This is a genomic window from Streptomyces sp. WAC00040 (assembly GCF_056835925.1).
Window position 1 is genome coordinate 881,154 of sequence record NZ_JAKQZE010000003.1, and the last position, 24,692, is coordinate 905,845.

The window sequence follows — 24,692 nt, forward strand, 5'->3', positions numbered from 1 at the left end:
CAAGAATGACCACCCTGCAGAGCGTCCCCTCCCCCGGGACGCACCCGGCCTCCGGCTCGGCTGTGTCTTCCCTCAAAGCAGCGGGCCGCGCCGAGACCCGGGAGCAGCTTTCCAAGGCGACGTACGACCTCCTGGTGATCGGCGGCGGCATCCTGGGCATCTCCACCGCCTGGCACGCCGCGCAGTCCGGGCTGCGGGTGGCCCTGGTGGACGCCGGCGACTTCGCCGGCGCCACCTCCTCCGCCTCCTCCAAGCTTCTCCACGGCGGCCTGCGCTACCTGCAGACCGGTGCGGTGAAGCTGGTCGCGGAGAACCACTTCGAGCGGCGCGCGGTCTCCCGCCAGGTGGCCCCCCACCTGGCCAACCCGCTCACTTTCTACCTGCCCGTCTACAAGGGCGGTCCGCACGGCGCGGCGAAGCTCGGCGCGGGCGTCTTCGCCTACTCCGCGCTCTCCGCGTTCGGTGACGGCGTCGGCCACGTCATATCGGCGGCGAAGGCACAGCGGGACGTGCCGGAGCTGCGTACGGAGAACCTGAAGGCCGTCGCCGTCTACGGCGACGACCAGATGAACGACTCCCGTATGGCGCTCATGACGGTCCGCGCGGCCGCCGAGTCGGGCGCCACCGTCCTCAACCACGCCGAGGTCACAGGACTGCGCTTCACCCGGGGCCGGGTCACCGGCGCGGAGCTGAAGGACCGCACCGACGGCACCGAGTTCGGCGTCACCGCGCGGCTGGTGCTGAACGCCACCGGGCCGTGGGTCGACCACCTGCGCCGGATGGAGGACCCGGAGGCGGCCCCGTCCATCCGCCTCTCCAAGGGAGCGCACCTGGTGCTGAAGCGCACCTCCCCGTGGCGGGCCGCGCTGGCCACCCCGATCGACAAGTACCGCATCACGTTCGCCCTCCCCTGGGAGGACATGCTGCTGCTCGGCACCACCGACGAGGAGTACGAGGGCGACCCGGCCGACGTCGCCGTCAACGACAAGGACGTCACGCAGATCCTCGACGAGGCCGCGTTCTCCATCCGTGACCAGCAGCTCTCACGCGATCTGATCACCTACTCCTTCGCCGGTCTGCGAGTGCTTCCGGGCGGCCCCGGAGACACCTCCAAGGCCAAGCGGGAGACGGTCGTCACCGAGGGGCGCGGCGGGATGCTGTCGGTGGCCGGCGGCAAATGGACGACGTTCCGCCACATCGGCCGCACGGTGATGAACAAGCTGGCGACCCTGCCGGGCCGTCCGCTCGCCGAGGACATGGAGCCGCTCGCGCACCTGCCGAAGAAGCTGCCGCTGCCCGGCATCGCCAACCCCAACGCGGTCGCGCACCGGCTCCTGGTCGACGGCGGGATGCCCGGTCCGCGGATGGCGGCCGACACCGCCCGGCACCTCGCCACCCACTACGGGTCACTGGCGTTCGACATCGCCCGCCTGGCGAACGAGGACCCCGCGCTGGGCGAGCGTATCCACCCGGACGCGCCGGAGATCTGGGCGCAGGTCGTGTACGCGCGCGACCACGAGTGGGCCGAGACGGCGGACGACGTGCTGCGCCGCCGCACCACGCTGACCATCCGCGGCCTGGCGACGGACGACGTCCGAAACAGGGTCGAGGACGTGCTGCGCGACCGGTGAGCTGACCGGTCGGGCGGACAGCTCAACGAGGGCGACTCCGGGGGAGTCGCCCTCGTTGTACGCTCAGACCTCCGATGTCTGGTGAGTGAATGGACGATGGGGGTGACGTCATGGCCGTGACCGACGAGGCCATCGAGAAGATCAAAGGGATGATCGTCTCCGGCGCGCTCCGCCCCGGCGACCGGCTGCCCAAAGAGAGCGAACTCGCCGCCGAACTGGGCCTGTCGCGCAACTCGCTGCGCGAGGCGGTACGGGCGCTGTCCCTGATCCGCATCCTCGACGTACGCCAGGGCGACGGCACCTACGTCACGAGCCTCGATCCCCAACTGCTCCTCGAGGCGCTGAGTTTCGTCGTCGACTTCCATCGGGACGACACAGTGCTGGAGTTCCTCGCGGTACGCCGCATCCTGGAACCGGCGGCCACCGCGATGGCCGCGAGCCGCATCCCCGAAGCCGAACTCGACGCGCTGACCGCCCGGCTCGACGCGCTGGGGACAGACCCGTCGGTCGAGGAACTCGTCGCGGCGGACCTGGACTTCCACCGCCGCATCGTCGGGGCCGCCGGCAACTCGGTGCTCTGCTCCCTCCTGGACGGCCTGTCGGGCCCCACGACCCGGGCCCGCGTCTGGCGCGGCCTGACCCAGGAGGACGCGGTCAGCCGCATCATCCACGAGCACCGCGCGATCCTGGCGGCGCTGCGGGACCGCGACGGGGAGGCCGCACGGGCGTGGGCGACGGTGCACGTGGCAAGCGTGGAGCAGTGGCTCCGCGCGACGCCGTAGCGCCTGCCGCGGGCTTCTCCCCTACCCGCCCTTTCCCGAACCTGGCTTCGCCCCTAGTACCGCGCTTCGCGCGGTGTCCTCGAACGCCGGACGGGCTGGATCTCGCTCCGCGATCAGCCTGCCGCCCGGGTGGCGGCCATGTCCCGTGCGGCGTTGACGACGGCGTCGGCCGCCATGTGGATGACGCCCTTCTCCGTTCCGGGCCGGCGCAGTTGGGAATCACGCGTGAGGTCGTGCTGGAGGGCGGCGAGGTCCGCGGCGCCAGTGGGCGAAACGCCCACCAGCTGGCGACGCAGCGACTCGACCGCGGCGGCGACGATCTCATTGCCGCGGCCGATGGTGAGGCGGAAGCCGTGGCCCTCGCTCCCGTCGCCGGCGTGCAGCGCGAGGTGGGCGGCGGCGTGGTCCGGGTCCGGGTTTCATGGCGTCGGAGCCGTCGAGCTGCCGCGACATGGGGAAGCGGATGTCGGGGGACCTCGAACTCCGTGACGGTCCGGCTACACGCCCTCGGTGAGATGAACATCGGACCTCTCATGGACATCCGATGTATAGCACCGCCCACTCGCTTCCATTCAGCAAGTCGCCGAGTTTCACGCCTCACAGCTCGGATGAATCCGCCATCACGCTGCTTCGTGGCTCGCCGTATGCCCGACCCCTACCACGTTCACCCGGCCGTGCACGGGGGCTGCGGCGAGGGCCTCGGAAAGCCGTAAGGTTGGGGCGTAAGAAAGGGAACTTCGGAAGGAGGCACTGGGTGATCGAGCTCGAGGGGATGCCCGAGCTGATCGACCCGGTCATGGTGGCCGCGTTCGAGGGCTGGAACGACGCCGGCGACGCCGCCTCCACCGCGGTCGCTCACCTGGACCGGGAATGGAAGGGCGAGGTGTTCGCGGCGCTCGACGCCGAGGACTACTACGACTTCCAGGTCAACCGGCCAACGGTGTGGCTGGACGGCGGGGTACGCAAGATCACCTGGCCGACCACCCGGCTCTCCGTGGTCCGCGTCGGCGGCGACAAACCCCGGGACCTCGTGCTGGTCCGCGGTATCGAACCCTCCATGCGCTGGCGTTCGTTCTGCAACGAGATCCTGGGCTTCGCCCATGAACTGGGCGTGGAGATGGTGGTGATCCTGGGCGCGCTGCTCGGCGACACCCCGCACACCAGGCCGGTACCGGTCAGCGGGATCACGTCCGACCCGGACCTGGCGAGAACGATGGATCTCGAGGAGACCCGGTACGAGGGGCCGACCGGAATCGTCGGGATCCTCCAGGAGGCCTGCACCCATGCCGGTGTGCCGGCGGTGAGCCTGTGGGCCGCTGTCCCGCACTACGTCTCGCAGCCGCCCAACCCGAAGGCGACGCTCGCGCTGCTCAACCGGCTGGAGGACCTCATCGGCCTCCGTATCCCGCTGGGAGAGCTGGCCGAGGACGCCCGGGCGTGGCAGCTCGGTGTCGACCAACTGGCCGCGGAGGACAGCGAGGTGGCCGAGTACGTCCAGACGCTGGAGGAGGCGCGCGACACCGCGGAGCTGCCGGAGGCCTCGGGCGAAGCCATCGCCCGCGAGTTCGAACGGTATCTGCGCCGGCGCGACAGTGGGGGTCCCGGCGGTCACGCGACGGACGGCGGCGAGGGCACTTACCTGCGCGACCCGGCGGGCGGGCGTCCCAAGCCGCCGATGCCGCCGCGCCCCGAACCGGAGTCCGGTTCCCCGACGGACGCGGACCGCTCCGGCGGCACGAGCGGGTCCGGCGGCGACGAGGAGCAGGACAGGCCCCTGGCCGGCGACGAAGAGACCGGCGGCCCGGCGGGCGAACAGGCCGACCGCGGCGACCGGAACGACCGTGATGAAGGCGGCGGCGAGCGGCCGGAGTCGTAGTCGGTAGCGTGACCGAGCGGTACGAAGCGGGGTGGCACCGGGCGGACCGGCGCCACCCCGCTCCTTGTTCCTCACACCACCAGGTCGCTCACACCCGGTCGACCGCCACCGCGTCGTACTCGGTGTCGGGCGTGGGCGGCACGTCGAAACGCGCGTTGGGCAGGTAGATCCGGTCGCCCCAGGCGGCCGCCGTGGTGGGGATCCGGAAGCGCGGGTCGGTGATCCGGGCGATCGGCGTGCCCCGGGATCCCGCGGCGTTCAGCCGCACGACATCGACCTGGTTCAACTGCTGCTGCACGATGTAGAGATGACGGCCGAGCAGCAGGAGGCCGTCACCGAACGGGATGGCGAGGTCCCCGAGGTCGACCCGGCGGGCGGTACCGTCGCGCGGGTCCACCCGCATCAAGGAGCCGCCTCGCACCATGGTGTTGACCACCAGCAGGGCGCTGCCGTCGGGTGTCCGCGCGATCCCGTTGGCGGTGAAGCCCGTGCCCTGCTCCCACTCACCGCCCAGCGCCACGGTGGCCACCTCGCGCGCCGGTTCGCCGTGCCGGTCCAACTCGAGCCGGTAGAGCTGTGGTCGGAAGGAGTCGGTGAACCACGCCGCCTCCGGCGTCAGCACGACGTCGTTCACCATCGAGCCCTCCGCGCCGACGGTGAAGAGTCCTACGATCTTTCCTGAGCGCACATCGGCGATCCTGATCTCCCGGCTGAAGCCACCGGAGAGGAACAGCCGCCGCTCCTGCCGGTCGATCTTCAGCCCGATGACGGAGCGTCCGGCGCCCAGTCCTTCGACGACCACCCGGCCGCGTCCGGTGGCCAGGCTCGCGCGGTAGACGTCGCCGTCGGCGATCGAGCCGAACCAGGCGTAGGGGCTGCGGCCGATGGTGATGCCCTCCGGCTGGAAGCCGTTCGGCAGGGGGATGAGGGTCGGCCGGCTGCCCGGCGACGCGGCGCCGGCCTCACCGGCGGCGGGCCCCAGAAGCGCTGCCGCGCCGATGGCCGCTGCCGCGCCGAGTACGTCTCTGCGTGCGAAGACACGTTCCACGGTGTGTCCTTCCGGCAATGGTGGACGGATGGCCCGAGGGCCTGTTCCGTCACCCCCACCACATGTCCGGCGCACGCGCCGCGAGATCGTGAAAGCGGAGGAACGGACTCCCGCCCGGGACGTCGACGGCACCCGGGCGGGAGTCGAGAACGTGCCTAGAGCGCCACGCCCAGCAGGGCGTCGACCGCCCGGGACACCAGCCCCGGGGCGCCCTCGTCGATGCCGCCCTCGGCCTGCTGGAGCGCCGCCCAGCGGTCCACGGCGGCGAGCGCAGACGGGGCGTCGAGGTCGTCGGCGAGTGCCGCGCGGATCTCCTCCACCAGAGCGTCGGCGGACGGTCCGTCCGGGCGGGAGACGGCGGCACGCCAGCGCCCTACGCGCTCGACCGCTTCCTGGAGCACCGCGTCGGTCCACTCCCAGTCGGCCCGGTAGTGGTGCGAGAGCAGCGCGAGCCGTATGGCGGCAGGGTCCACGCCGTCGCGGCGCAGCTTGGACACGAAGACGAGGTTGCCCTTGGACTTCGACATCTTCGCGCCGTCGAGGGCGACCATGCCCGCGTGGACGTACGCCTTGGCGAAGGGGTGCTCGCCCGTGAGCACCTGGGCGTGCGAGGCGCCCATCTCGTGGTGCGGGAAGGCGAGATCGGAGCCGCCGCCCTGGACGTCGAAGCCCATGCCGAGGTGGTCCAGCGCGATGGCGACGCACTCGATGTGCCAGCCGGGCCGGCCTCGGCCGAGCGAGCCGCCGTCCCAGCTCGGCTCGCCCTCGCGGGCCGCCATCCACAGCATCGGGTCGAGCGGGTTCTTCTTGCCGGGACGCTCGGGGTCGCCGCCGCGCTCCGCGGACAGCAGCCGCATCGCCTCCGCGTCGAGCCGGGACACCTCGCCGAAGTGCGGGTCGGACTCGACGGAGAAGTAGATGTCGCCTTCCAGCTCGTAGGCGGCGCCTGCGTCACGGAGGCGTTCGACGAGCGGCACGATGCCCGGAATCGCCTCGACCGCGCCGATGTAGTGACGCGGCGGAAGCATCCGCAGCGCGGTCATGTCCTCACGGAACAGAGCCGTCTCGCGCTCCGCGAGCTCGGTCCAGTCGTGTCCGTCGCGGTCGGCGCGCTCCAGCAGAGGATCGTCCACGTCCGTGACGTTCTGGACATAGTGAACCTGCCGCTTGGTGTCGAGCCACACGCGCTGCACGAGGTCGAACGCGTTGTAGGTCGCCGCGTGACCCATGTGGGTCGCGTCGTACGGTGTGATGCCGCAGACGTAGATACGGGCGACGGGACCGGGGTCAAGGGTCACCAGACCATCGGTCGCGGTGTCGTGGATCCGGAGGTCGCGGCCCTTGCCGGGCAGGGCGGGGACCTCAGAAGCGGGCCAGGCATGCATGTCATGAGCGTAACCGGACGCATGTTCCGGATACGAACCGGATCACTGATCTTGACCGGTTGGGCACTCTTGCGGTCCGGCGGGCGCTGTGCCTACACGGGCGGCCAGGGGATCGCCGGCCAGTCGCCCGACGGCACGGGATGGGTGCCCGACCGGAGGAGGGCCGACACCCGGCCGCTCAGCGCGGCCACCTCGGCCGGGGTGAGCAGTTCCGCCAGTCGGGTGGCGAGCGTCCCGCCGTCGGCGAGGGCCGTCGCCAGGGTCGTGAGCGCCGTGACCGCCTCCGCGGGCAGCGGCTCCCCCGCCCATCCCCACAGCAGCGTGCGCAACTTGTCGTCGACGTTGAACGTGACTCCGTGGTCGATCGCGTAGAGGATCCCGTCGGCGGTGGGCAGCAGGTGCCCTCCCTTGCGGTCCCCGTTGTTGATCACGGCGTCCAGGACGGCGAGCCTGCGCAGGCGCGGGTCGTCGGCGTGCACGAGCAGCGCGGTACGTCCCTCCCCCACTTCGGCGAAGCCGACCGCCTTCCAGCCCTCCCCCGGTTCCTCGTCCTCGAAGAGCGCCAGCAGCGCGGCCTCCGGATCGGTCTCGATCCACAGCTGGACCATGCCCTGGCCGTAGGGGCCGTCCCGCAGCACCGTGGGCGGCACCAGATCCCAGCCGGTCGCCTGCGACACCTCGTACGCGGCGACTTCGCGCTGCGCCAGAGTGCCGTCGGGAAAATCCCACAGCGGGCGTTCGCCCGCGATGGGTTTGTAGACGCAGTGGGCTTCCTCGCCCTCGTACGAAACCGCGCAGTACAGCACCGCGTTGGACGCCTCACGCAGCCTTCCGCGTACGCTCAGCTCGCCCTTGGCCAGCAGCGTCAGCGCGTCCGGGGTGCTCACGCGCCCCGTCGGTATCCGTTCTGGCGCGGGCATACGTGTCCTTCCGGATCAAGGGGCAGGCTGCACAGCGGGCACGGCGGCCGGCCGGCGTTCACCACGTCCAGTGCGCGTTTGGCGAACGCCCTGGCCTGTGCGCCGGTGAGCCGGACCCTCAGCATCGGCGGGCCGTTCTCCTCGTCCTGCAGCAGCCGCTCCTCGGCCTCCGCGAGGTCCTCCTCGGACTCGGCCTCGAGCTCCACCAGCGCCTGTGCCTCGACGATCATGCGCTGTTCCTCGCCGTCCCAGGCCAGCGCCATCGTGCCGACGCGGAACTCCTCCTCGACCGGGTTGTCGAGCGGCGCGGTGTCGGTCACGTCCGCCGGGGCGACGGCCGGCACGGGCGCGTTGCCCCCGGTTCGGCGGACCACTTCGTCCAGCAGCTCGTCGATCCGCTCCGCGAGGGCGGCCACCTGAGTCTTCTCCAGGGCGACGCTGGTCACGCGTCCTGCGGCCGAGGCCTGCAGGAAGAACGTACGGCGGCCAGGCAGCCCGACCGTACCGGCCACGAAGCGGTCCGGCGGGTCGTAGAGGAACACCTGACGGGACACGTTCTGTCTCCCTTTGGATCGTCGGATCGGGGGGTTTCGGCATCCGGTGGACTTCAGCTTTTCGGCGCGTCCACCCTACTGCGCGGAGCGATCACGATGCGCCCGCGCCGCCCCCGACGACCGCGTCGCCGCTGTCGCCCTTCTCCTCCGGTCCCTCCGCGCGGGGAACGAGGGAGCCGAGATCGCCGGTGTCGCCGAGGCGCAGCAGGAACGGCCGGCTGCGGGTGTAGCGGATGGCGGTGACGGAGCACGGCTCGACGTGGATCCGCTGAAAGAGGTCGAGATGCAGCCCGAGGGCGTCCGCCACCAGGGACTTGATGATGTCCCCGTGCGAGCACATCAGATAGGCCGCGCCCTCGCCGTGCGCCTGGTCGATCCGGGCGTTCCAGTCGCGGACGGCGTCCACGGCGCGCGCCTGCATGGCGCGCATGGACTCGCCACCGGGGAAGGAGACCGCGGAGGGATGGTGCTGGACGACCTCCATCAGCGGCTCCTGTGCGAGCTCCTTGAGCTTGCGGCCGGACCACTCGCCGTAGAGGCACTCCCCGATGCGTTCGTCGGTCTCCGCGACGAGCCCCGGGCGGGCAGCGAGCAGAGGGGCGAGCGTCTCGCGACAGCGCTCCAGCGGGCTGGAGACCACGGCCGCGAGCGGCACCGCGGCCAGTCGTGCGGGCAGCGCGGCCGCCTGTCCGGCTCCGTGCTCGTCGAGGCGGACACCCGGTGTCCAGCCGGCGAGCACTCCCTCGGTGTTGGCGGTGGAACGTCCGTGGCGTACGAGGATCAGCGTGGCCATGGGGGCCAGCCTACGATCCCCGGGCTTCCGGCGGGCCGGGGGTGTGCCGGGGCGGAGGTCAGGGAAGAATGCGCGCCGTGATCGTGGACTGTGCCATCTACCGCGACGGGCGCCGCAGCGAAGGCCCGTCGGACTTCTCCGATGCCCTCGACGAGGCGCGGGCCACGGGCGACGCCTTCCTGTGGATCGGCCTGCACGAGCCGACGGAGGAGGAGTTCGATCACGTCTCCTCCGAGTTCTCGCTGCATCCGCTCGCCGTCGAGGACGCGCTCAAGGCCCATCAGCGGCCCAAGCTCGAGGTGTACGACGACTCGCTGTTCGTGGTCCTCAAACCCGTGGTGTACGAGCCGGAGAGCGACTCCGTGACCACGGGCGAGCTGATGGTCTTCATAGGCGACTCGTTCGTGGTGACGGTCCGGCACGGTGAGGGTGCTCCGCTGCACGCGGTCCGCGAACGGCTGGAGGCGGAGCCGGCGGTGCTGAGGCACGGCCCGACCGCCGTGCTGTACGCGATCAGCGACGCCATCGTCGACCACTACATCGATGTGGCGGCCGAGCTCCAGGTGGACCTGGAGGAGATGGAGACCGAGGTCTTCGAACCGGCGCGCAGGGACGCGAAGAACACGGCGGCCCGGATCTACACGTTCAAGCGGCAGGTACTCGAGTTCCGCCGGGCGGCAGGGCCACTGGCGGCGCCGATGGCCCGGCTGGCGGGTGCGGGCGTGCCGTTCGTCCATGAGCACGCGCAGCCCTTCTTCCGGGACGTCAGCGACCACCTGACCCGGGCGAACGAGCAGGTGGAAGGGCTGGACCGGCTGCTGTCGGACATCCTTTCCGCCCACCTCGCCCAGATGGGCGTGCGGCAGAACGACGACATGCGCAAGATCTCGGCGTGGGCGGCCATGGCGGCGGTGCCGACGATGGTGGCGGGGATCTACGGGATGAACTTCGAGCACATGTGGGAGCTCAGGCAGGTGTGGGCGTACCCGGCGGTGCTCGTGCTGATGGCGGGTGCCGTCTACGGGTTGTTCCGGCTCTTCAAGCGGCGCGGCTGGCTCTGATCTTCTCGGGCCCGCTCGGGGCGGCGGTCAGCGTCCCGTCCCGGGTGGCACGGCCGCGGGACTGAGATAGGCGCGGAGCTCGGGGCGGGACGGGAGGCCGGGCAGGGTCAGCAGCCGCCAGGCACGGACGAACGACGGTGGCCGGTTGCGGCCCTCCACCACATAGGCCACCGCACGTTCGTCGCCGAGCCGTACGAGTTCGGCCCGGGTGATGCTGCCGTCGTGTCCGCCGGTCTGGCGGGACGCGCAGCCGGCATGGAAGGCGAGCGGGGGCGCGACGCTGCCGCTGACCACGCACGGCGCCCGCACACCGTTGCGGTGCAGCTCCGAGACGATCCTGTCGAAGGCCATCCGGTTGACCCGGCCGCGCTCCAGCGTGCCGTTCAGCACGGCGTACTGGATCGTCAGATGGCCGGCGAGTGCCAGGCCCAGCACGACGGCCGCCGCGGCCCGCGGCCGCGCGCTCGTGGCGATCCGGCCCAGGCACACCGCGACCGGGAGCGCCAGCAGCGCGTACGCGGGCAGCATGAAGCGCGGTGCGGCGTAGCCGATCAGCAGCAGGTACGGCACGGCCAGCACCAGCCCCGCGAGGGCGGGCACCAGCACGGCGGAGGGACGCACGGCGGTCGGGGCCGTGGTGAAGGGGCACCGCCTGCTTGCGGCGACCAGTGCGCCTCCGGCGGCCAGTGGCCACAGGACGAGGAACCAGACCGCGGTGACCGGCTTGCGCCACGGTACGTCGCAGGGGCGGCACAGCGCCCGGCCTTCCAGTGCGCGCATCTGGTCGTCGACGGCGAAGTGCGGGCCCAGGTGCCCCTGGATCTCGCCGGCCCGCCGCAGCCGGGCGAGCAGCCCGTCGTAGGCGACGTAGGCCTCGACGATCCACGGCAGGCAGCCGACGACGGTGCCCGCGACGAGCGCCACGAGCAGAGCCGGCCGGCGGGCCTCGCGGGTCAGCAGTACGACTGCTGCGAGCGGCAGCAGGAGCCAGACGGCGTCGGTCGGCCGCATGAGCGCGACGAACACCAGGCCCGCGCCCGTGCCGACGAGTCCTGCCCGGTCCGAGGGGTCCCTGGCCGCCCGCAGGAAGCAGCCGACCGTGAACAGCGCCCCGAGCGCGACCCAGAGGTTGGGCATGACCTGCGGACCGTAGAAGACGGTGATCCACAGGCCCGCGAACAGGCCCCCGGCGAGGGCGAGCACACGAGGGGGAAGCAGTGTCCGCCACACGGCCAGAGCGACGAACAGGCCGGCGCCGGAGAGCACCGCGAGGAAGACACGCAGCACCCCGACGGAGGAGGTCAGAGCGGTCACCGGAGCGACGAGGAACGTGATGCCGCGGGCGCGCGGGGCACTGAAGAAGGCGGCTTCCGATCCGCGTGAGACCTGGCTGACGTAGACCGACTCGTCCCAGCCGAGGCCTGTACCCCGGACGGCCAGGGCCAGTTGGACCACCGTGTACGCGACGGCGACGGCGCCGATCCACAGCAGTCCGTCGGCCGCCCGGCGTTCCGGGCCCGGCCAGGTCCGGGCGCGGGGGCGGACGGGCGCCAGGGCCGGGGTCCGGTTCACATCAGAAGGCGGGAGCCGTGGTGGCGGGGCCGTCGAGGGCGCCGCGGCGCTCCGGCATCCTGAGGTCGACCATGCGCCGCCAGCCGCCGAGGCGCTCGTACGCGTACATCGCGTGGATGCCCGCGGCCAGCACCGCGGACTTGGCCTTGGGCCAGCGCAGAAGGTGTCCCATGTGCGCCATGACGGCGAGACTCACATCGCGGTGGACCCGGATCTCGGCGAGCGCGCTCTCGCGCAGCACACGCTGGATGGTGCGGCCGTGGCCGGCCGCGGCGAGACGCAGCAGTTCCTCGTGGCAGTAGGCGAGGTGGTTCGCCTCGTCGTCGCAGATCATCCTGATGGCCTTGCCGAGCTCCGGATGGTCGCCGAAGTACCTGACGAGCATTGCCATCTGGTCGGCGGCCCGCTGCTCGGTGACCCGGCTGTGCGAGAGGTAGACGATGATGTCGTGCTCCGTCAGCCGCTCGTCACGGCGGAGTCTCTCGTGGGCGAGACCGATGCCGCGCTGCTCGAGCAGCATGGTGTAGTCGGTCTCCGGCGGCACGGGGACGGGGTCCAACTGCCGCTTCTTGAGAAGGGCGTTGAACAGGCGGCCGTGCTTGTCCTCGTCCGCCCCGTGCCGGGTGATCCTCGGAGCCAGTTCACGCATGCTCTCCGGTACGAGCGCGGCGATGCGCCCGTTCTCCCAGCCTCCCTGCGTCTCGCCGCCGGCGGCGATGGAGCAGAAGAGCTGGAACGTGTCGTCGCTGTCGACGATCTCCTGGAAGAGACTCCGGGCCGAGAGCATGACTGCCACCTCCGTCGGACCTTCGGGACATCCGCAAAGAACGAGTCAAATGCGAGACGTCGGCCCAGGCAACAGCTAGGGGGGCCAACTCGCCCGAACGGACCAAGGGAAGGACACAGTCGGCAGTAACCGCCACGGCCGTCGCGCGTTGTACCGCGTGACGGCCGTGGCGGGGAAGACCCCCGAGCCCCCACCACGGCCGCAGACTTCCCGTGGCGGAGCCCCGGTTGCCTCAGGCGAGGCCCGCGCGCTCCAGGGCCTCGGTTCCGGCGCGCAGGGCGCTGATCCGCTCGTCGAGCGTGAAGCCCGCGGGGGCGAGGGTCAGAGTGGTGACCCCGGCCGCCGCGTAGGCCTGCATCCGGTCGGCGATCCGCTCCACGGGCCCGAGCAGAGCGGTCTGGTCGATGAGCGTGTGCGGGACGGCGGCGGCCGCGCCGGCCTTGTCGCCACCGAGGTACTTGTCCTGGATCTCGGCGGCTTCCTTCTCGTAACCCATGCGCTGGGCGAGCTGGTTGTAGAAGTTCTGCTTGCGGCTACCCATGCCGCCGACATAGAGCGCGGTGTACGGCCGGAACATGTCGGCCAGACCGGCCACGTCGTCGCCGATGGCGAGCGGCAGGGTCGGGCAGACGTCAAAGCCTTCCATCGTCCTCCCCGCCTTCTCGCGGCCCGCGCGGATGTGCCGCAGCGCGGTGTCCTCGATGTGGTCGGCGGACGGGAAGATCAGCAGAGCGCCGTCGGCGATCTCGCCTGTCTGCTCCAGGTTCTTCGGTCCGATCGCCGCGATGTAGAGCGGGATGTGCTCACGCTGCGGGTGCACGGTGAGCTTGATCGGCTTGCCCGGCCCGTCGGGCAGCGGCAGCGTCCAGTGCTCACCCTCGTACGACAGGCGCTCGCGGGACATCGCCTTGCGGACGATCTCGACGTACTCGCGCGTGCGGGAGAGCGGCTTGTCGAACTTGACGCCGTACCAGCCCTCGGAGACCTGCGGTCCGGAGACGCCGAGGCCGAGCCGGAAACGGCCGCCCGAGAGCGAGTCGAGGGTGGCCGCGGTCATCGCGGTCATGGCCGGCTGACGGGCCGGGATCTGCAGGATCGCGGAGCCGACGTCGATGCGTTCGGTCTGGGCGGCGACCCAGCTGAGCACCGTCGGGGCGTCCGAGCCGTACGCCTCCGCCGCCCAGCAGACGTCGTAGCCGAGCCTGTCGGCCTCCTGTGCGACGGCGAGGTTGTCGCCGTCCATGCCCGCGCCCCAGTAGCCGAGGTTGATGCCGAGCCGCATAACCGCTCCCTCTTACTGATCAGTAACGTGCCTGTCTCCGGACTCTAGCGCGGGTGCGGGCGATCCGGCAGGGGCACGTTGTCCACAGGCTCTCTCAGGGTGGGCCCCTGGCCAGTAATCTCAGCGCCCATGGAGCAGAGGCATCTCGGCCGCACCGGCCTGCGCGTGTCCCGCATCGGACTCGGCACCCTGACTTGGGGCCGGGACACCGACGAGCACGACGCTGCCGACCAGCTGAAGGTTTTCTGGGAGGCGGGCGGCACGCTGGTCGACACCGCCGACGTGTACGGCGGCGGGGACGCGGAGTATCTGCTCGGGCAGCTGGTAGAGCGGCTCGTGCCGCGCAGCGAGCTCGTGATAGCGACCAAGGCGGGCAGCGTGCCGGATCCCGACCGGCGCTTCGACGGCTCACGCGGTCACCTCCTGGCCGCGCTCGACGCGTCGCTTGCGCGCCTGGGCACGGACTACGTGGACCTGTGGCAGGTCCACGCCTTCGACCCGGACACACCCCTGGACGAGACCCTCCAGGCGCTGGACATCGCCGTCAGTAGCGGGCGTGCCCGGTACGCGGGCGTGTCGAACTTCTGCGGCTGGCAGCTCGCCAAGGCGGCGACCTGGCAGCTGGCGGCGCCGGGCGTACGCACCAGGCTCGCAAGCACGCAGATGGAGTACTCGCTGCTTCAGCGGGGCGTGGAGCGGGAGGTGCTCCCTGCCGCCCTCGACCTCGGAGTGGGGCTACTGCCGTCGTCACCGCTCGGACGCGGAGTGCTCACCGGCAAGTACCGGACGGCCACACCGGCCGACTCCCGGGGCGCGTCGGAGCAGATGGCGCCCTTCGTGGAGCCGTATCTGGACGAGGCGGCGAGCGGCATCGTGGACGCGGTCGTCACGGCGGCCGACGGCCTGGCGGCGACGCCGCTGGAGGTGGCGCTCGCCTGGGTGAGGGACCGGCCGGGCGTGGTGGCGCCGATCGTCGGCGCTCGCAACGCGCAGCAGCTCATGGCGGCGTTGTCGGTGGAGGCGCTTAGTCTTCCTGACGAGATCCGCCGAGCGCTCGACGATGTGTCGGCGCCCGTCCACCGCTATCCCGACCAGGACTGGAGCACGCTGTGACTGCGCCTTCCCGGGGGACACCCCCCGGTTCCCCGGCCGCGGGGCCGCCCGCCGACAACGCCGAAGAGGCGGTCGCGCCGGGTCCCGGCGGCTCGCTGCCGACCGAGGGCGCGGGCGCCACGGAGGCGGCGGAGGGCCCCGCGGCCGCCGGGGCGGCGGGCGCGGGTGCCGAGGAGGCAGGCGTCGCCGACGGGCTCGAGGACAACGCGGCGGGCGGCGGACCTGCCGGCAGCAACGCGGGCGCCGCCGACGCGGACGCGAGCGGGGCCACGGACCACTCCCCCGCCGAAGGCAAGGCGGGCGCGGACGAGGTCGGCGCCAGTGACGACGCAGGCGTCCCGGACGCGAGCCGCGACGACGCCACAGCCGACGGCAAAGAGGAGGCCGAGGCGGACGGTGGCGGGGTGAGCGAGGCCGAGGCCGAGATCGCCGCGCAGCGGGAGCTCCGGGCGCGGATCGAGCAGCGCAAGGCCGAAAAAGAAGGTCCCATCGACAGCGGGGCCAAGCTGAGCGGCAAGGCGGCGGACCTGCTCGCCGCCGTGCGGGCCGTGGAGAGCGGCGAGAAGGCCGCCACCGCCTACTTCGATTCGCCCCCGCCCGAGCCGCGGCGGGCCGCTCCCGTCGCCGCCCCGCCCGTCCGGGCCCGGGCCGTCGAGCCTGCCCCGGCCGCCGTCCCCGCTGAGGCAGTCGCCGGCGCGCGGGCCGTGCTGCTCAAGGGCGGCGCGCCCGAGTCGCTCGCCCCGCGAGTGGCCGAGCTGCTCGGCGAGTCGGCGGGCGAGGCGCTCGCCGAGGATCCGTGGCGGTTGCTCTCGGTGCCCGGCGTGCGGCCGGAGCAGGCCGACGGTTTCGCGCGGGCGCTGCTCGGCGCGGAGGCGACCCCCGGCGACGAGCGCCGGACGTCCGCCCTCGTCACCTGGGTGCTGGAGCGTGCCGCGCTCCAGGGGCACACCGCCCTCGAAGCCTCGGCCCTGCACGCCGCGCTCGCCGAGCGATCGGTGCCCGACCCCGAAGAGGCCGTGCAGCACGCGGTCGCGGAGGGCATGGTTCTGGTCTTCCAGGAGGGCGTGGAGGAAGACGTTCCCGTCACGGTCCTCCTCGGACTCGACCGGTACGCGATGGCGGAGGAGAGCCTCGCGGACGGCCTGGCGAGGCTGATCAGGACCGGTCCTTCCGACGTCTGGGAAGGGACCGGGCTGGTGCGGGCGGCGGGTGCGAACGGCCTGGTCGTCCACACCGGTGGCGAGGCCGCCAGGGCTGAGCCGGTGGCGCTCGCGGAGAAGGCACGCGCCATGGGGCTGCGGGCGGCTGTGGCTGTGCACGGAGAGAACGGGGTGCGCCGGTTGGGTCCGGATGTCGGCGCGGTCACCGTCGCCGACCTGATGTCGGGCGCCGCGGGGCCCGGCCGCGACGAGGACGGCGCTTTCGCCCTCGACCTGCTCGTCGTGCTGGACGCACCGCAGCTCGACGTGGAGACCGCGGCGACGCTGGTGGAATCCATGCCCGACGGCAGCAGGCTGGTGCTCGGCGGGGACCCCGGGGTGCTGGGCGGCGCGGGCGCGGGCCGGGTGTTCGCGGACGTGCTCGCCGCGCGGGTGTGTCCGCAGGTCGCGTCCCGTACGCCCGACCCCGGTCCGCTCGGGGAACTGGTCTCGGGAATCGGCGTCGGAGAGCTGAACCAGGTCGAGGCCCCGGGCAAGGAGGTCGTGATCGTTCCGGTGCGCGACGCCGGCGAGGCGGTGCACCGTACGGTCCAGCTGGTGGCGGACTCCGTGCCGCGGGCCATCGGGGTTCGGGCGGAGCAGACCCAGGTGATCACCGTCGGACACGGCGGCTCCGCGGGGACCCGCGCCCTCAACGCGGCGCTCAAGCAGCGCCTGAACCCAGGAGCAGGCCGCTTCGGCGGCTTCGACCCGGGCGACCGGGTCGCCTATGCCCAGGCGCTCGGACGGACGGTCACCGGCACGGTCGCCTCCGCCGGTCCCGACGGACTGCACCTCGACTGCGAGGGCACGAGGACCGTCGTGCCGAGGGAGCGGGTGGAGTCAGCGCTGCGCCACGGCTGGGCTCTCACCGCGCACCAGGCGGCGGGCATGCGGTGGCCCGCGGTGGTCGTGGTGCTGCCGGGCGACGCCGCTCAGTCCCTGAGCCGGCCGTGGGTGTACACGGCGTTCGGCCGGGCGGAGCGCCATCTGTCGGTGGTGCACGGCGTGGACCAGGCGCTGCCCCGCGCGGTCGCGGAGCAGCCCGGCGCCGAGCGCACCACCAGGCTGCGGGCGTTGCTGGAGGGCCTGCTTGCGGAGCCGGCGGCTTCGGGCGGGGCCGCGCCCAGTGGAACGGCCCGATCCGCCCGTCGGCGCGGGCGCCGACGGGCGGTCAGTCCTCGTCGTCCAGGTCCAGTGGTTCCTCGCGCAGCTCGTCCTCGTCGAAGACGGAGCTGACGTCGAAGCGGCAGACAACCCGCTCCGGGTCGGCCTGGTCGAAGGGAACGCTCAGCCACTCGCCGGGCTCGGGAAGCTCGTCCGCGGCGGACACCCACAGCGTGGAGTCGCCCTCCTCCAGACCGAACTCCTTGTGTCGGGAAGCGATCTCGTCCGGTTCGTACTCGCCGAAGAGCACGCCGAGGGCGGCGTGCACGCTCGTACCGACGACCGGGGCGCCCGCTCCCACTTCGTCCGGATCGACGTCCGCGATGCGCTGCGCCTGGGCGAGCAGCCGCTGCGGCTCCACGACCGCGTAGTCACGGCGGATCAGCACGCTCAGCGCGTTCGGCTCCTCGGGGCCCGCGTACGGCGGCAGCGAGTCGTCCGCGCCGGGAATCTCGAAGGGGGTGACCTCGTCGTACCGGTCGTAGAGCCGCTCGTCGTACGCCTCCGCCGCCGCGGCGAGCGCGTTGAACGCGTCGTAGACGGCCGGGTCCTCGTCTCCCGAGCGGTTCTCGACCGCCTCGAGGTGACGGTCCAGTGCGGCTTTGACCGCCTCGGCGGCGGCACGTACCTCGGCAGCGGTGGGCTGCGCAGCATCAGACATAGTGCAGACGCTATCCGTACCCGGGCGGTGCCCGCACAATAGATGCGATGCCGGAATACGAATTTGTCGACGTGTATGTGCCGCGCGGGGTCTCCCGCAAGGAAGCGACCCGTCTGCTGACCGACCATGCCGAGTACGGACACTGGGAGTTGGACCGATTGAGCCTGCACCGGGACGGCAGCCGCAGAGTGCGGCTGCGCCGGCGCATCATCCGCCAGGTACGCGCCACCTGGTGATCGCGAGCGGATACGCGAGAGGAGCGGATTCCGAGATCACGGGACCCGCTCCTCTGTGTACCGCGGTGCGGGACACGGCCGCAGCCGTGCCCACGGCCGCCGGGACTCCGGCGGCGCTTACACGGAGGCCCGGGTCCTGCGGTAGAGCACCGCTCCGGCGAGCAGCAGGCCGATGCCCGCCGGCGCAAGGACGTCCAGCGTGTCCATGCCGGTCTCCGCGAGTTCACCATCGCTGGCGCCAGGCGTGACGGTACGCGGTTCAGGCGCGTTCGGCACGCTCGGCGTCTCGGGGGTGTCCGGAGTGATGGGCTCCCCAGGAGTCTGCGGGGTGGTGGGCTGCTCAGGAGTCTGCGGAGTGGTGGGCTCCTCCGGCTGACCGGGCGGGGTGGTGGGCTCCTCCGGCTGACCGGGCGGGGTGGTGGGCTCCTCCGGCTGACCGGGCGGGGTGGTGGGCTCCTCCGGCTGACCGGGCGGGGTGGTGCCCGGACCGTTCGAGCAGGCGTTGCCGAACGACGGGTTGAGCAGACCGCCGATGTTGACGCTGTTGCCGCAGGCGTTGACGGGCACGTCGATCGGCGCCTGGACCTGGTTGCCCGAGGCGACGCCGGGCGAGTTGCTGGCGCTGCCGTCCGCCACCGAGCCCCCGCCACCTCCGGCGCCCGTGCCGGAGACATTGGCACATTCGTTGCCGAATGCGGGGTTGAGCAGCCCGAGGACGTCCACGGTGTTGCCGCAGGCGTTCACGGGCGCGTGCACCGGAGCCTGGACCGAGTTGCCGGACAGCACGCCCGGCGAATTCGACGCGGCTCCGTATGCTCCGGAGTCTGCCTGTGCGTAACCGCCGGCGAGGGCGAGTACGCCTCCCGCAGCCGCCACGGTGATCAGGCCTTTGCGCTTGACCTGTCGCATGTCTTGATGCCCTGCCTTCCAGCTTCACGAATACCCCTGGGCACACGCCGAGGGGGTTGGAAGAAGCGGGCGGCCCTGGAGCGCATGGCACGCACTCCGGAGCCGCCCGGATTCACTCCCGGCCCAGATGGGCCGGAACGCAACGTCAGGCGTTGACGCAGGTGTTGCCGAAGGCGGGGTTCAGCAGGCCGATGACGTCGGCCGTGTTGCCACAGGCGCTCACGGGCACGTGGACCGGCACCTGGACGAGGTTGCCCGACAGAACACCGGGGGAGCTGGCAGCGGCACCCTGCGCGCCGGCGTCAGCCATTGCCAGGCCCGCACCCGCGAGCACCAGACCACCGGCGGCAGCCGCAGTCGCGACGACCTTCTTGATCATTATTCCTCCTGTTGGCAAATGCGGTCCCAGCCGCGGACCGCACCACCTGTAACGAGGAGGAGGCACCGGGGCTACGAGCCGTAACCCCCATTCACTCTTTCAAGTCCCATACGTACGCGTTGGCGATTATCGGAGCGTCTTCCCCGGCAGCCGGGGCCGGCGCATGGGCGGACGGACTCAGCACTGGTCGATGAACCGGTCGAGGACCCGCACGCCGAACCTCAGGCCGTCCACCGGCACCCGCTCGTCCACGCCGTGGAACATGCCGGCGAAGTCCAGCTCCGGCGGCAGCTTGAGCGGGGCGAAGCCGAAGCAGCGGATGCCCAGGTCGTCGAAGGACTTGGCGTCGGTGCCACCCGACAGCATGTAGGGCACGGCCCTCGCGATCGGGTCCTCCGCCTTCAGCGCCACCTGCATCGCGTCGACGAGCGCCCCGTCGAAGCTCGTCTCCAGGGCCTTGTCGCCGTGCACGTCCTCGCGCCTGACCCGGGGGCCCAGCAGCCGGTCCAGTTCGGCGAGGAACTCCTCCTCGTAGCCGGGCAGGAAGCGCCCGTCCACGTGCGCGGTCGCCTGGCCGGGGATGACGTTCACCTTGTAGCCGGCGCCGAGCATGGTGGGGGCCGCGGAGTTCCGCAGGGTGGCGCCGACCATCTTGGCGATGCCGCCGAGTTTGGCGAGCGTGGCGTCCATGTCCTCCGGGTCGAGGGGCGTACCGAGCGCATCGGACAGCTCGTCGAGGAAGGAGCGCACGGTCTTGGTGACCCGGACCGGCCAGGTGTGGCGGCCGAGCCGGCCGACGGCCTCGCACAGCTCCGTGATGGCGTTGTCGTTGTTGGTCATGGAGCCGTGGCCGGCGGTGCCGTCCACGGTCAGGCGCATCCAGTGCATGCCCTTCTGCGCCGTCTCGACGAGGTAGAGCCGCAGGTTCTCATTGACGGTGAAGGAGAAGCCGCCGACCTCGCCGATGGCCTCCGTGACCCCTTCGAACAGGTCCGGGTGCTCGTCGACGAGGTACCGGGCGCCGTAGGTGCCGCCGGCCTCCTCGTCGGCCAGGAAGGCCAGCACGATGTCGCGCGGGGGCTTACGGCCGCTGCGCAGCCTGTCCCGTACGACAGCGATGGTCATGGCGTCCATGTCCTTCATGTCGACGGCGCCCCGGCCCCACACGCAGTCCTCGGCGATCTCGCCGGAGAACGGGTGGTGGGTCCAGTCGTCCGCGTTCGCGGGCACGACGTCGAGATGGCCGTGGATCAGCAGGGCGGGCCGCGAGGGGTCCTCGCCCTCGATGCGGGCCACGGTCGAGGCACGGCCCCGGTGCGACTCGAGGATCTGCGGCTCCAGACCGACCTCGGCGAGTTTCTCCGCGACGTACTCGGCGGCCGCGCGTTCGCCGGGGCCCGAGTGGTCGCCGTAGTTGCTGGTGTCGATCCTGATCAGCTCACGGCAGAGATCGACGACCTCGTCCTCGCCCGTGACCGCCCGGGCCGTGTTCGACTCGCTCACGCTGATTCCTCCCGCTGTCGCTGCTGGTGGTCCGCCTCATCCTCTCGTCATCACGCCCTCGGCCCAAGGGCCGGTCCCGGCCGTCGCAGCGGCCGTCGGGTGAACCGGGGGTGTGATCGAGGGGGTCCGAATGTTTGCTATGGTTTTCCACGTCGGAACGGCCCAGGGCCGCGAGACAGACACCTTGTCCGGGTGGCGGAATGGCAGACGCGCTAGCTTGAGGTGCTAGTGCCCTTTATCGGGCGTGGGGGTTCAAGTCCCCCCTCGGACACCATCAAGATCCCCACGGAATTCCGTGGGGATCTTTTGTTGCTCCGCCCCCTGATCCCCTCCCGAGTGATCGTGACCGGTCCGCACGCCCGACGCCGACCAGCAACCAGAACGACTGGACGCGGACGGCCTGCCGCCGGGGTGAGCACGCTGGTACGCATGGCCGTCGACGGCTGGTGGACGGCGCGCCTGCTCCACCTCGCCCCGCCGCACGATGCGGCACATGTCGAGCTGCGCCGGCTCCTCACCGAGTGCATCGCCACGGATCGCGCCGGCACCGGTCCGGCGAACACCGGACCGGCCGGTGCGGTTCCGGTCGGTGCCGATCCGTCCACAATCGATCCGGTCGGCACCGGTCGGACCGACACCGCCGGGGAGGTGCGCTGATGGGGGCCCTGCTGGTCGCGGGAGCGATCATCTCCGAAGTGATCGCGACCCTCTCGCTGCGTGCATCGCACGGCCTGACCCGCCTCGGCCCCACCGTCCTGGTGGCCATCGGCCACGGCGCCGCTTTCGTCATGCTGGCCCAGGCTCTCAAGACGCTCGACGTCGGCCCGGTGTACGCGATCTGGTCGGGCGTGGGCACGGTGCGTGCGTTCCTCGGCGGCGTCGTCCTCTTCGACGAACCGGTCAGACCGGCGACGCTCATCGGCATCGCCCTCGTCATCATCGGGGTCGTCGTGATGTACGTCGGCGGCGGAATTGGAGCACTGACGCGCGAGGACCGGCTGGGCGGACCCGGCGCCCGGACGCTACGGACGCCACCGCGGCAGCGGATCCATCCGGTCTACAGTCTCGTCGTGAGACGCAGAAACCGACCGCACCTGCCCGCGCCGCTTCCCCAGCGCGACGGCATCGATCCCGTGCGGCTGCGACTGCCCGAGGACCCGGACGGGGCCTGGCCGACCGTGCGTCACCATCTGCTGGCGCGGTACGGGGCCGCCATCGGCACGGAGCGGGTCGACGCCATGGTTCGCGAAGGGCGTTTCGTCACCGCGGAAGGGCCCGTCACCGCCGACGAGGCCTACACGGCGGGACGGGATCTGTGGTTCCACCGTGACTTCCCCGAAGAAGAGCCGGTGCCGTTCGGGATCGGCGTCGTGCACCGCGACGAGCACATCGTGATCGCCGACAAGCCGCACTTCCTGGCCACCATGCCGCGCGGCAGCCATGTGCGGGAGACGGCGCTCGCCCGGTTGCGCCGGGACCTGGAGCTGCCTGCGCTGCAGCCCGCGCACCGGCTGGACCGCCTCACGGCGGGGCTGGTCCTCTTCGTCGTGCGGCCCGGCGACCGGGGCGCTTATCAGACGATGTTCCGGGACCGGCGGGTGCGCAAGGAGTACGAGGCCGTGGCGCCCCACGACCCGGCCGTGGCACTGCCGCGTACCGTGCGCAGCCGCATCGTCAAGGAACGCGGGGTGCTCGCCGCCGTGGAGGAGCCGGGAGAGCCGAACAGCGAGAGCCGGATCGAGCTGCTCGAGGTGCGCGACGGGCTCGGCCGGTACCGGCTGCTGCCGGCCACCGGCCGTACCCATCAGCTACGCGTCCATATGAACGCCCTGGGGCTGCCGATCCTGCACGACCCGCTGTATCCGGTGGTGCTGCCCGACGGCCCCGACGACTACGCCCGTCCGCTCCAGCTCCTCGCGCGGGGGCTGGAGTTCACCGATCCGGTGACCGGTGAACCGCGGAGCTTCCGCAGCCGGCTGGAGTTCGTTCAGTGGCCGCGGTCGATCCACTCCTGAAGGTGCGGCGCCTCCGCGCCGATGGTCGTCGTGTCGCCGTGGCCGGTACGGACGACCGTCTCAGGCGGCAGGGTGAGCAGCCGGTCCCGGATCGAGTCGACGATCGTCGGGAAGTCGGAGAACGACCGGCCGGTGGCGCCCGGTCCGCCCTGGAAGAGGGTGTCGCCGGTGAAGACGGTGGTGAGCTCGGGGGCGTGGAGGCAGACGGCGCCGGGGGCGTGGCCCGGTGTGTGCAGCACGGTCAGACCGGTGCCCGCGACGCTGAGCACCGCTCCGTCCACGAGTTCGGCGTCCGGGGCGCGCTCCGGGTGGGTCTGCTTCCACAGCGGCAGGTCGTCGGGGTGCAGCAGGATCGGTGCGCCGGTGGCGGCGGCGAGCGGGGGGGCCGCGTCGATGTGGTCGTTGTGCGCGTGGGTGCAGACGACGGCGCGCAGCGTACGGCCGCCGAGCGCGGCCAGGATCGCGTCCGCGTCGTGCGCTGCGTCGACGACGATCGCCTCGTGTTCGTCGCCGACGATCCAGACGTTGTTGTCGACGTCCCAGGTGCCGCCGTCGAGCGAGAAGGTGCCGGAGGTGACCAGATGATCGATACGGGCCGTCATCAGAACTGCACCACCGATCGCAGTACGTCGCCCTCGTGCATCCGGGCGAACGCCTTCTCGACGTCGCCGAGTCCGATGGTCTCCGTGACGAACGCGCCGAGGTCGATGCGTCCCTGCTGGTGCAGGTCGATCAGCATCGGGAAGTCGCGGGAGGGCAGGCAGTCGCCGTACCAGGACGACTTGAGCGACCCGCCCCTGCCGAAGACGTCCAGCAGCGGCAGTTCGATCTTCATCTCGGGGGTTGGCACGCCGACGAGGACGACGGTGCCGGCCAAGTCACGGGCGTAGAAGGCCTGTTCGTACGTCTCCGGCCGGCCCACGGCCTCGATGACGACGTCGGCGCCGAAGCCTCCGGTGAGTGCGCGGATCGCCTCGACGGGGTCGGTGGAGGCCGAGTTGACGGTGTGGGTGGCGCCCATCTTCTTCGCCGTCTCGAGCTTGCGGTCGTCGATGTCGACGGCGATGATCCGGGCGGCCCCGGCCAGCCGCGCGCCGACGACCGCCGCGTCGCCCACGCCGCCGCAGCCGATGACGGCCACCGAGTCACCGCGGCCCACCTGGCCGGTGTTGATGGCGGCGCCGATGCCGGCCATGACACCGCAGCCGAGCAGTCCGGCGACCGCCGGGGAGGCCGCCGGGTCGACCTTGGTGCACTGCCCGGCGGCGACCAGGGTCTTCTCCGCGAAGGCTCCGATGCCGAGCGCGGGCGAGAGCTCGGTGCCGTCCGTGAGGGTCATCTTCTGCCGGGCGTTGTGCGTGTCGAAGCAGTACCAGGGGCGCCCGCGCAGGCACGCGCGGCAGCGGCCGCACACGGCACGCCAGTTGAGGATCACGAAGTCGCCCGGCCCGACGTCGGTGACGCCCTCGCCGACCGACTCGACGACGCCCGCGGCCTCATGGCCGAGCAGGAACGGGAAGTCGTTGTTGATCCCGCCCTGCTTGTAGTGCAGATCGGTGTGGCAGACCCCGCACGCCTGCACCTTCACCACGGCCTCGCCCGGCCCCGGGTCGGGGACGGTGATCGTCTCGACCCGTACCGGCTCGTTCTTCCCGGGTGCGATCACACCTTGCACCTGCTGCGGCATCGCAGAACCTGCCCTTCCTCGTGCGGTGGACGTCGCCACCCACTATGGACTGTTCGAGGACCCGGCAGGGCACGGGCACGGCGAAGGCCCCCGCGGGACGTGCCGCGGGGGCCTTCGGCGGGGTTCTCGAGG

At 71.7% G+C, this 24,692-nt stretch carries 23 protein-coding genes, 1 tRNA gene and 2 pseudogenes; 11 read left to right on the forward strand and 15 right to left on the reverse strand.

The genetic code is table 11. The features are described 5' to 3' along the window. Positions 1-5: 5 nt before the first annotated feature. The gene (locus tag MDN94_RS29475; RefSeq protein ID WP_482728885.1) at positions 6-1,631 is read left to right on the forward strand and encodes a glycerol-3-phosphate dehydrogenase/oxidase; all 1,626 of its coding nucleotides are present in this window, start codon (positions 6-8) and stop codon (positions 1,629-1,631) included. 110 nt (positions 1,632-1,741) lie between these two features. Next, the gene (locus tag MDN94_RS29480) at positions 1,742-2,413 is read left to right on the forward strand and encodes a FadR/GntR family transcriptional regulator (RefSeq protein ID WP_482728886.1); all 672 of its coding nucleotides are present in this window, start codon (positions 1,742-1,744) and stop codon (positions 2,411-2,413) included. 122 nt (positions 2,414-2,535) lie between these two features. On the opposite strand, the pseudogene MDN94_RS29485 reads toward MDN94_RS29480, so the two are convergent. Further along, a pseudogene (locus MDN94_RS29485) lies at positions 2,536-2,936 on the reverse strand (fuconate dehydratase); the annotation flags it as partial. 231 nt (positions 2,937-3,167) lie between these two features. Between MDN94_RS29485 and MDN94_RS29490 the strand changes: the two are divergent. Beyond that, positions 3,168-4,289 (forward strand): PAC2 family protein, encoded by a 1,122-nt coding sequence (locus MDN94_RS29490; RefSeq protein WP_482728887.1) that lies wholly within the window; start codon positions 3,168-3,170, stop codon positions 4,287-4,289. An 88-nt stretch (positions 4,290-4,377) separates the two neighbouring features. On the opposite strand, the gene MDN94_RS29495 is transcribed toward MDN94_RS29490, so the two are convergent. From MDN94_RS29495 to MDN94_RS29515, 5 genes are all read right to left on the reverse strand, one after another. After that, on the reverse strand, positions 4,378-5,337 hold the full coding sequence (locus tag MDN94_RS29495) for an SMP-30/gluconolactonase/LRE family protein (RefSeq protein WP_482728888.1): 960 nt from the start codon (positions 5,335-5,337) through the stop codon (positions 4,378-4,380). Positions 5,338-5,492: 155 nt separating this feature from the next. After that, on the reverse strand, positions 5,493-6,722 hold the full coding sequence (mshC, locus tag MDN94_RS29500) for a cysteine--1-D-myo-inosityl 2-amino-2-deoxy-alpha-D-glucopyranoside ligase (protein ID WP_482728889.1): 1,230 nt from the start codon (positions 6,720-6,722) through the stop codon (positions 5,493-5,495). A gap of 92 nt (positions 6,723-6,814) precedes the next feature. Further along, complete coding sequence (locus MDN94_RS29505; RefSeq protein ID WP_482728890.1) at positions 6,815-7,642, reverse strand: SCO1664 family protein; 828 nt, start codon at positions 7,640-7,642, stop codon at positions 6,815-6,817. Continuing rightward, positions 7,606-8,196, reverse strand: coding sequence for a DUF3090 domain-containing protein (locus tag MDN94_RS29510; protein WP_441266469.1), 591 nt, complete (start codon positions 8,194-8,196; stop codon positions 7,606-7,608). Before MDN94_RS29510 ends, MDN94_RS29505 begins: the two co-directional genes overlap by 37 nt. Positions 8,197-8,287: 91 nt before the next feature. After that, positions 8,288-8,989, reverse strand: coding sequence for a histidine phosphatase family protein (locus MDN94_RS29515; protein WP_482728891.1), 702 nt, complete (start codon positions 8,987-8,989; stop codon positions 8,288-8,290). Positions 8,990-9,057: 68 nt separating this feature from the next. Between MDN94_RS29515 and MDN94_RS29520 the strand changes: the two genes are divergently transcribed. Further along, positions 9,058-10,050, forward strand: coding sequence for a magnesium and cobalt transport protein CorA (locus MDN94_RS29520; protein WP_482728892.1), 993 nt, complete (start codon positions 9,058-9,060; stop codon positions 10,048-10,050). Positions 10,051-10,077: 27 nt separating this feature from the next. Here MDN94_RS29520 and MDN94_RS29525 read toward each other — a convergent pair whose 3' ends face one another. The 3 genes from MDN94_RS29525 to MDN94_RS29535 all read right to left on the reverse strand — a co-directional run bounded on the left by MDN94_RS29525 (position 10,078) and on the right by MDN94_RS29535 (position 13,691). Next, on the reverse strand, positions 10,078-11,622 hold the full coding sequence (locus MDN94_RS29525; RefSeq protein WP_482728893.1) for a hypothetical protein: 1,545 nt from the start codon (positions 11,620-11,622) through the stop codon (positions 10,078-10,080). Between the two features lies 1 nt (position 11,623). After that, positions 11,624-12,409 carry a ferritin-like domain-containing protein gene (locus MDN94_RS29530; protein WP_482728894.1) on the reverse strand — a complete coding sequence of 262 codons (786 nt, stop codon included), beginning with the start codon at positions 12,407-12,409 and terminating at the stop codon, positions 11,624-11,626. A gap of 232 nt (positions 12,410-12,641) precedes the next feature. Beyond that, positions 12,642-13,691 (reverse strand): LLM class F420-dependent oxidoreductase, encoded by a 1,050-nt coding sequence (locus MDN94_RS29535; RefSeq protein WP_482728895.1) that lies wholly within the window; start codon positions 13,689-13,691, stop codon positions 12,642-12,644. A 129-nt stretch (positions 13,692-13,820) separates the two neighbouring features. On the opposite strand from MDN94_RS29535, the gene MDN94_RS29540 reads away from it, so the two are divergent. Together MDN94_RS29540 and MDN94_RS29545 are read left to right on the forward strand one after the other, a co-directional pair. Then, entirely contained in the window at positions 13,821-14,804 is a 984-nt protein-coding gene (locus MDN94_RS29540) for an aldo/keto reductase (RefSeq protein WP_482728896.1), read from the forward strand. Further along, entirely contained in the window at positions 14,801-17,242 is a 2,442-nt protein-coding gene (locus MDN94_RS29545) for a helix-hairpin-helix domain-containing protein (RefSeq protein WP_482728897.1), read from the forward strand. Before MDN94_RS29540 ends, MDN94_RS29545 begins: the two co-directional genes overlap by 4 nt. Here the strand turns inward: MDN94_RS29545 and MDN94_RS29550 are convergent. Next, complete coding sequence (locus MDN94_RS29550; RefSeq protein WP_482728898.1) at positions 17,178-17,831, reverse strand: hypothetical protein; 654 nt, start codon at positions 17,829-17,831, stop codon at positions 17,178-17,180. The two genes, MDN94_RS29545 and MDN94_RS29550, sit on opposite strands and share 65 nt — an antisense overlap. Before the next feature lie 47 nt (positions 17,832-17,878). On the opposite strand from MDN94_RS29550, the gene MDN94_RS29555 reads away from it, so the two are divergent. Next, positions 17,879-18,067, forward strand: a complete 189-nt coding sequence (locus tag MDN94_RS29555) for a DUF5703 family protein (protein WP_005319466.1) — start codon at positions 17,879-17,881, stop codon at positions 18,065-18,067. 117 nt (positions 18,068-18,184) lie between these two features. Here the strand turns inward: MDN94_RS29555 and MDN94_RS29560 are convergent, their stop codons facing one another. From MDN94_RS29560 to MDN94_RS29570, 3 genes are all read right to left on the reverse strand, one after another. After that, a complete protein-coding gene (locus MDN94_RS29560) occupies positions 18,185-18,976 on the reverse strand; it encodes a chaplin (protein WP_482728899.1) in 792 nt (263 codons plus the stop codon). 145 nt (positions 18,977-19,121) lie between these two features. Beyond that, a complete protein-coding gene (locus MDN94_RS29565) occupies positions 19,122-19,355 on the reverse strand; it encodes a chaplin (RefSeq protein ID WP_482728900.1) in 234 nt (77 codons plus the stop codon). Positions 19,356-19,532: 177 nt separating this feature from the next. Then, positions 19,533-20,858, reverse strand: coding sequence for a M20/M25/M40 family metallo-hydrolase (locus tag MDN94_RS29570; protein WP_482728901.1), 1,326 nt, complete (start codon positions 20,856-20,858; stop codon positions 19,533-19,535). Between the two features lie 186 nt (positions 20,859-21,044). Between MDN94_RS29570 and MDN94_RS29575 the strand changes: the two genes are divergently transcribed. The 4 genes and pseudogenes from MDN94_RS29575 (at position 21,045) to MDN94_RS29590 (ending at position 22,873) form a co-directional block, all read left to right on the forward strand. Then, a tRNA-Leu gene (locus tag MDN94_RS29575) sits at positions 21,045-21,132 on the forward strand. A 155-nt stretch (positions 21,133-21,287) separates the two neighbouring features. Then, positions 21,288-21,515, forward strand: a complete 228-nt coding sequence (locus tag MDN94_RS29580; RefSeq protein ID WP_482728902.1) for a hypothetical protein — start codon at positions 21,288-21,290, stop codon at positions 21,513-21,515. Continuing rightward, positions 21,515-21,781: pseudogene (locus tag MDN94_RS29585) on the forward strand (DMT family transporter); the annotation flags it as partial. The gene MDN94_RS29580 and the pseudogene MDN94_RS29585, both read left to right, overlap by 1 nt. A 147-nt stretch (positions 21,782-21,928) precedes the next feature. Next, positions 21,929-22,873 carry a pseudouridine synthase gene (locus MDN94_RS29590; protein ID WP_482729114.1) on the forward strand — a complete coding sequence of 315 codons (945 nt, stop codon included), beginning with the start codon at positions 21,929-21,931 and terminating at the stop codon, positions 22,871-22,873. Here the strand turns inward: MDN94_RS29590 and MDN94_RS29595 are convergent. Together MDN94_RS29595 and MDN94_RS29600 are read right to left on the reverse strand one after the other, a co-directional pair. After that, the gene (locus tag MDN94_RS29595) at positions 22,846-23,475 is read right to left on the reverse strand and encodes an MBL fold metallo-hydrolase (RefSeq protein WP_482728903.1); all 630 of its coding nucleotides are present in this window, start codon (positions 23,473-23,475) and stop codon (positions 22,846-22,848) included. The two genes, MDN94_RS29590 and MDN94_RS29595, sit on opposite strands and share 28 nt — an antisense overlap. Further along, positions 23,475-24,560 (reverse strand): S-(hydroxymethyl)mycothiol dehydrogenase, encoded by a 1,086-nt coding sequence (locus MDN94_RS29600; protein ID WP_482728904.1) that lies wholly within the window; start codon positions 24,558-24,560, stop codon positions 23,475-23,477. The genes MDN94_RS29595 and MDN94_RS29600 overlap by 1 nt, the downstream gene beginning before the upstream one ends. Between the last annotated feature and the right edge of the window lie 132 nt (positions 24,561-24,692).

What these genes read in the sequence shown, in the direction of transcription:
- MDN94_RS29540 (WP_482728896.1), top strand. Translation starts at nt 13,821, where the DNA reads ATGGAGCAGAGGCATCTCGGCCGCACCGGCCTGCGCGTGTCCCGCATC.
- MDN94_RS29520 (WP_482728892.1), top strand. Translation starts at nt 9,058, where the DNA reads ATGCGCGCCGTGATCGTGGACTGTGCCATCTACCGCGACGGGCGCCGC.
- MDN94_RS29580 (WP_482728902.1), top strand. Translation starts at nt 21,288, where the DNA reads ATGGCCGTCGACGGCTGGTGGACGGCGCGCCTGCTCCACCTCGCCCCG.
- MDN94_RS29530 (WP_482728894.1), bottom strand. Translation starts at nt 12,409, where the DNA reads ATGCTCTCGGCCCGGAGTCTCTTCCAGGAGATCGTCGACAGCGACGAC.
- MDN94_RS29475 (WP_482728885.1), top strand. Translation starts at nt 6, where the DNA reads ATGACCACCCTGCAGAGCGTCCCCTCCCCCGGGACGCACCCGGCCTCC.
- MDN94_RS29560 (WP_482728899.1), bottom strand. Translation starts at nt 18,976, where the DNA reads ATGCGACAGGTCAAGCGCAAAGGCCTGATCACCGTGGCGGCTGCGGGA.
- MDN94_RS29565 (WP_482728900.1), bottom strand. Translation starts at nt 19,355, where the DNA reads ATGATCAAGAAGGTCGTCGCGACTGCGGCTGCCGCCGGTGGTCTGGTG.
- MDN94_RS29480 (WP_482728886.1), top strand. Translation starts at nt 1,742, where the DNA reads ATGGCCGTGACCGACGAGGCCATCGAGAAGATCAAAGGGATGATCGTC.
- MDN94_RS29595 (WP_482728903.1), bottom strand. Translation starts at nt 23,475, where the DNA reads ATGACGGCCCGTATCGATCATCTGGTCACCTCCGGCACCTTCTCGCTC.
- MDN94_RS29550 (WP_482728898.1), bottom strand. Translation starts at nt 17,831, where the DNA reads ATGTCTGATGCTGCGCAGCCCACCGCTGCCGAGGTACGTGCCGCCGCC.
- MDN94_RS29600 (WP_482728904.1), bottom strand. Translation starts at nt 24,560, where the DNA reads ATGCCGCAGCAGGTGCAAGGTGTGATCGCACCCGGGAAGAACGAGCCG.
- mshC (WP_482728889.1), bottom strand. Translation starts at nt 6,722, where the DNA reads ATGCATGCCTGGCCCGCTTCTGAGGTCCCCGCCCTGCCCGGCAAGGGC.
- MDN94_RS29535 (WP_482728895.1), bottom strand. Translation starts at nt 13,691, where the DNA reads ATGCGGCTCGGCATCAACCTCGGCTACTGGGGCGCGGGCATGGACGGC.
- MDN94_RS29515 (WP_482728891.1), bottom strand. Translation starts at nt 8,989, where the DNA reads ATGGCCACGCTGATCCTCGTACGCCACGGACGTTCCACCGCCAACACC.
- MDN94_RS29555 (WP_005319466.1), top strand. Translation starts at nt 17,879, where the DNA reads ATGCCGGAATACGAATTTGTCGACGTGTATGTGCCGCGCGGGGTCTCC.
- MDN94_RS29505 (WP_482728890.1), bottom strand. Translation starts at nt 7,642, where the DNA reads ATGCCCGCGCCAGAACGGATACCGACGGGGCGCGTGAGCACCCCGGAC.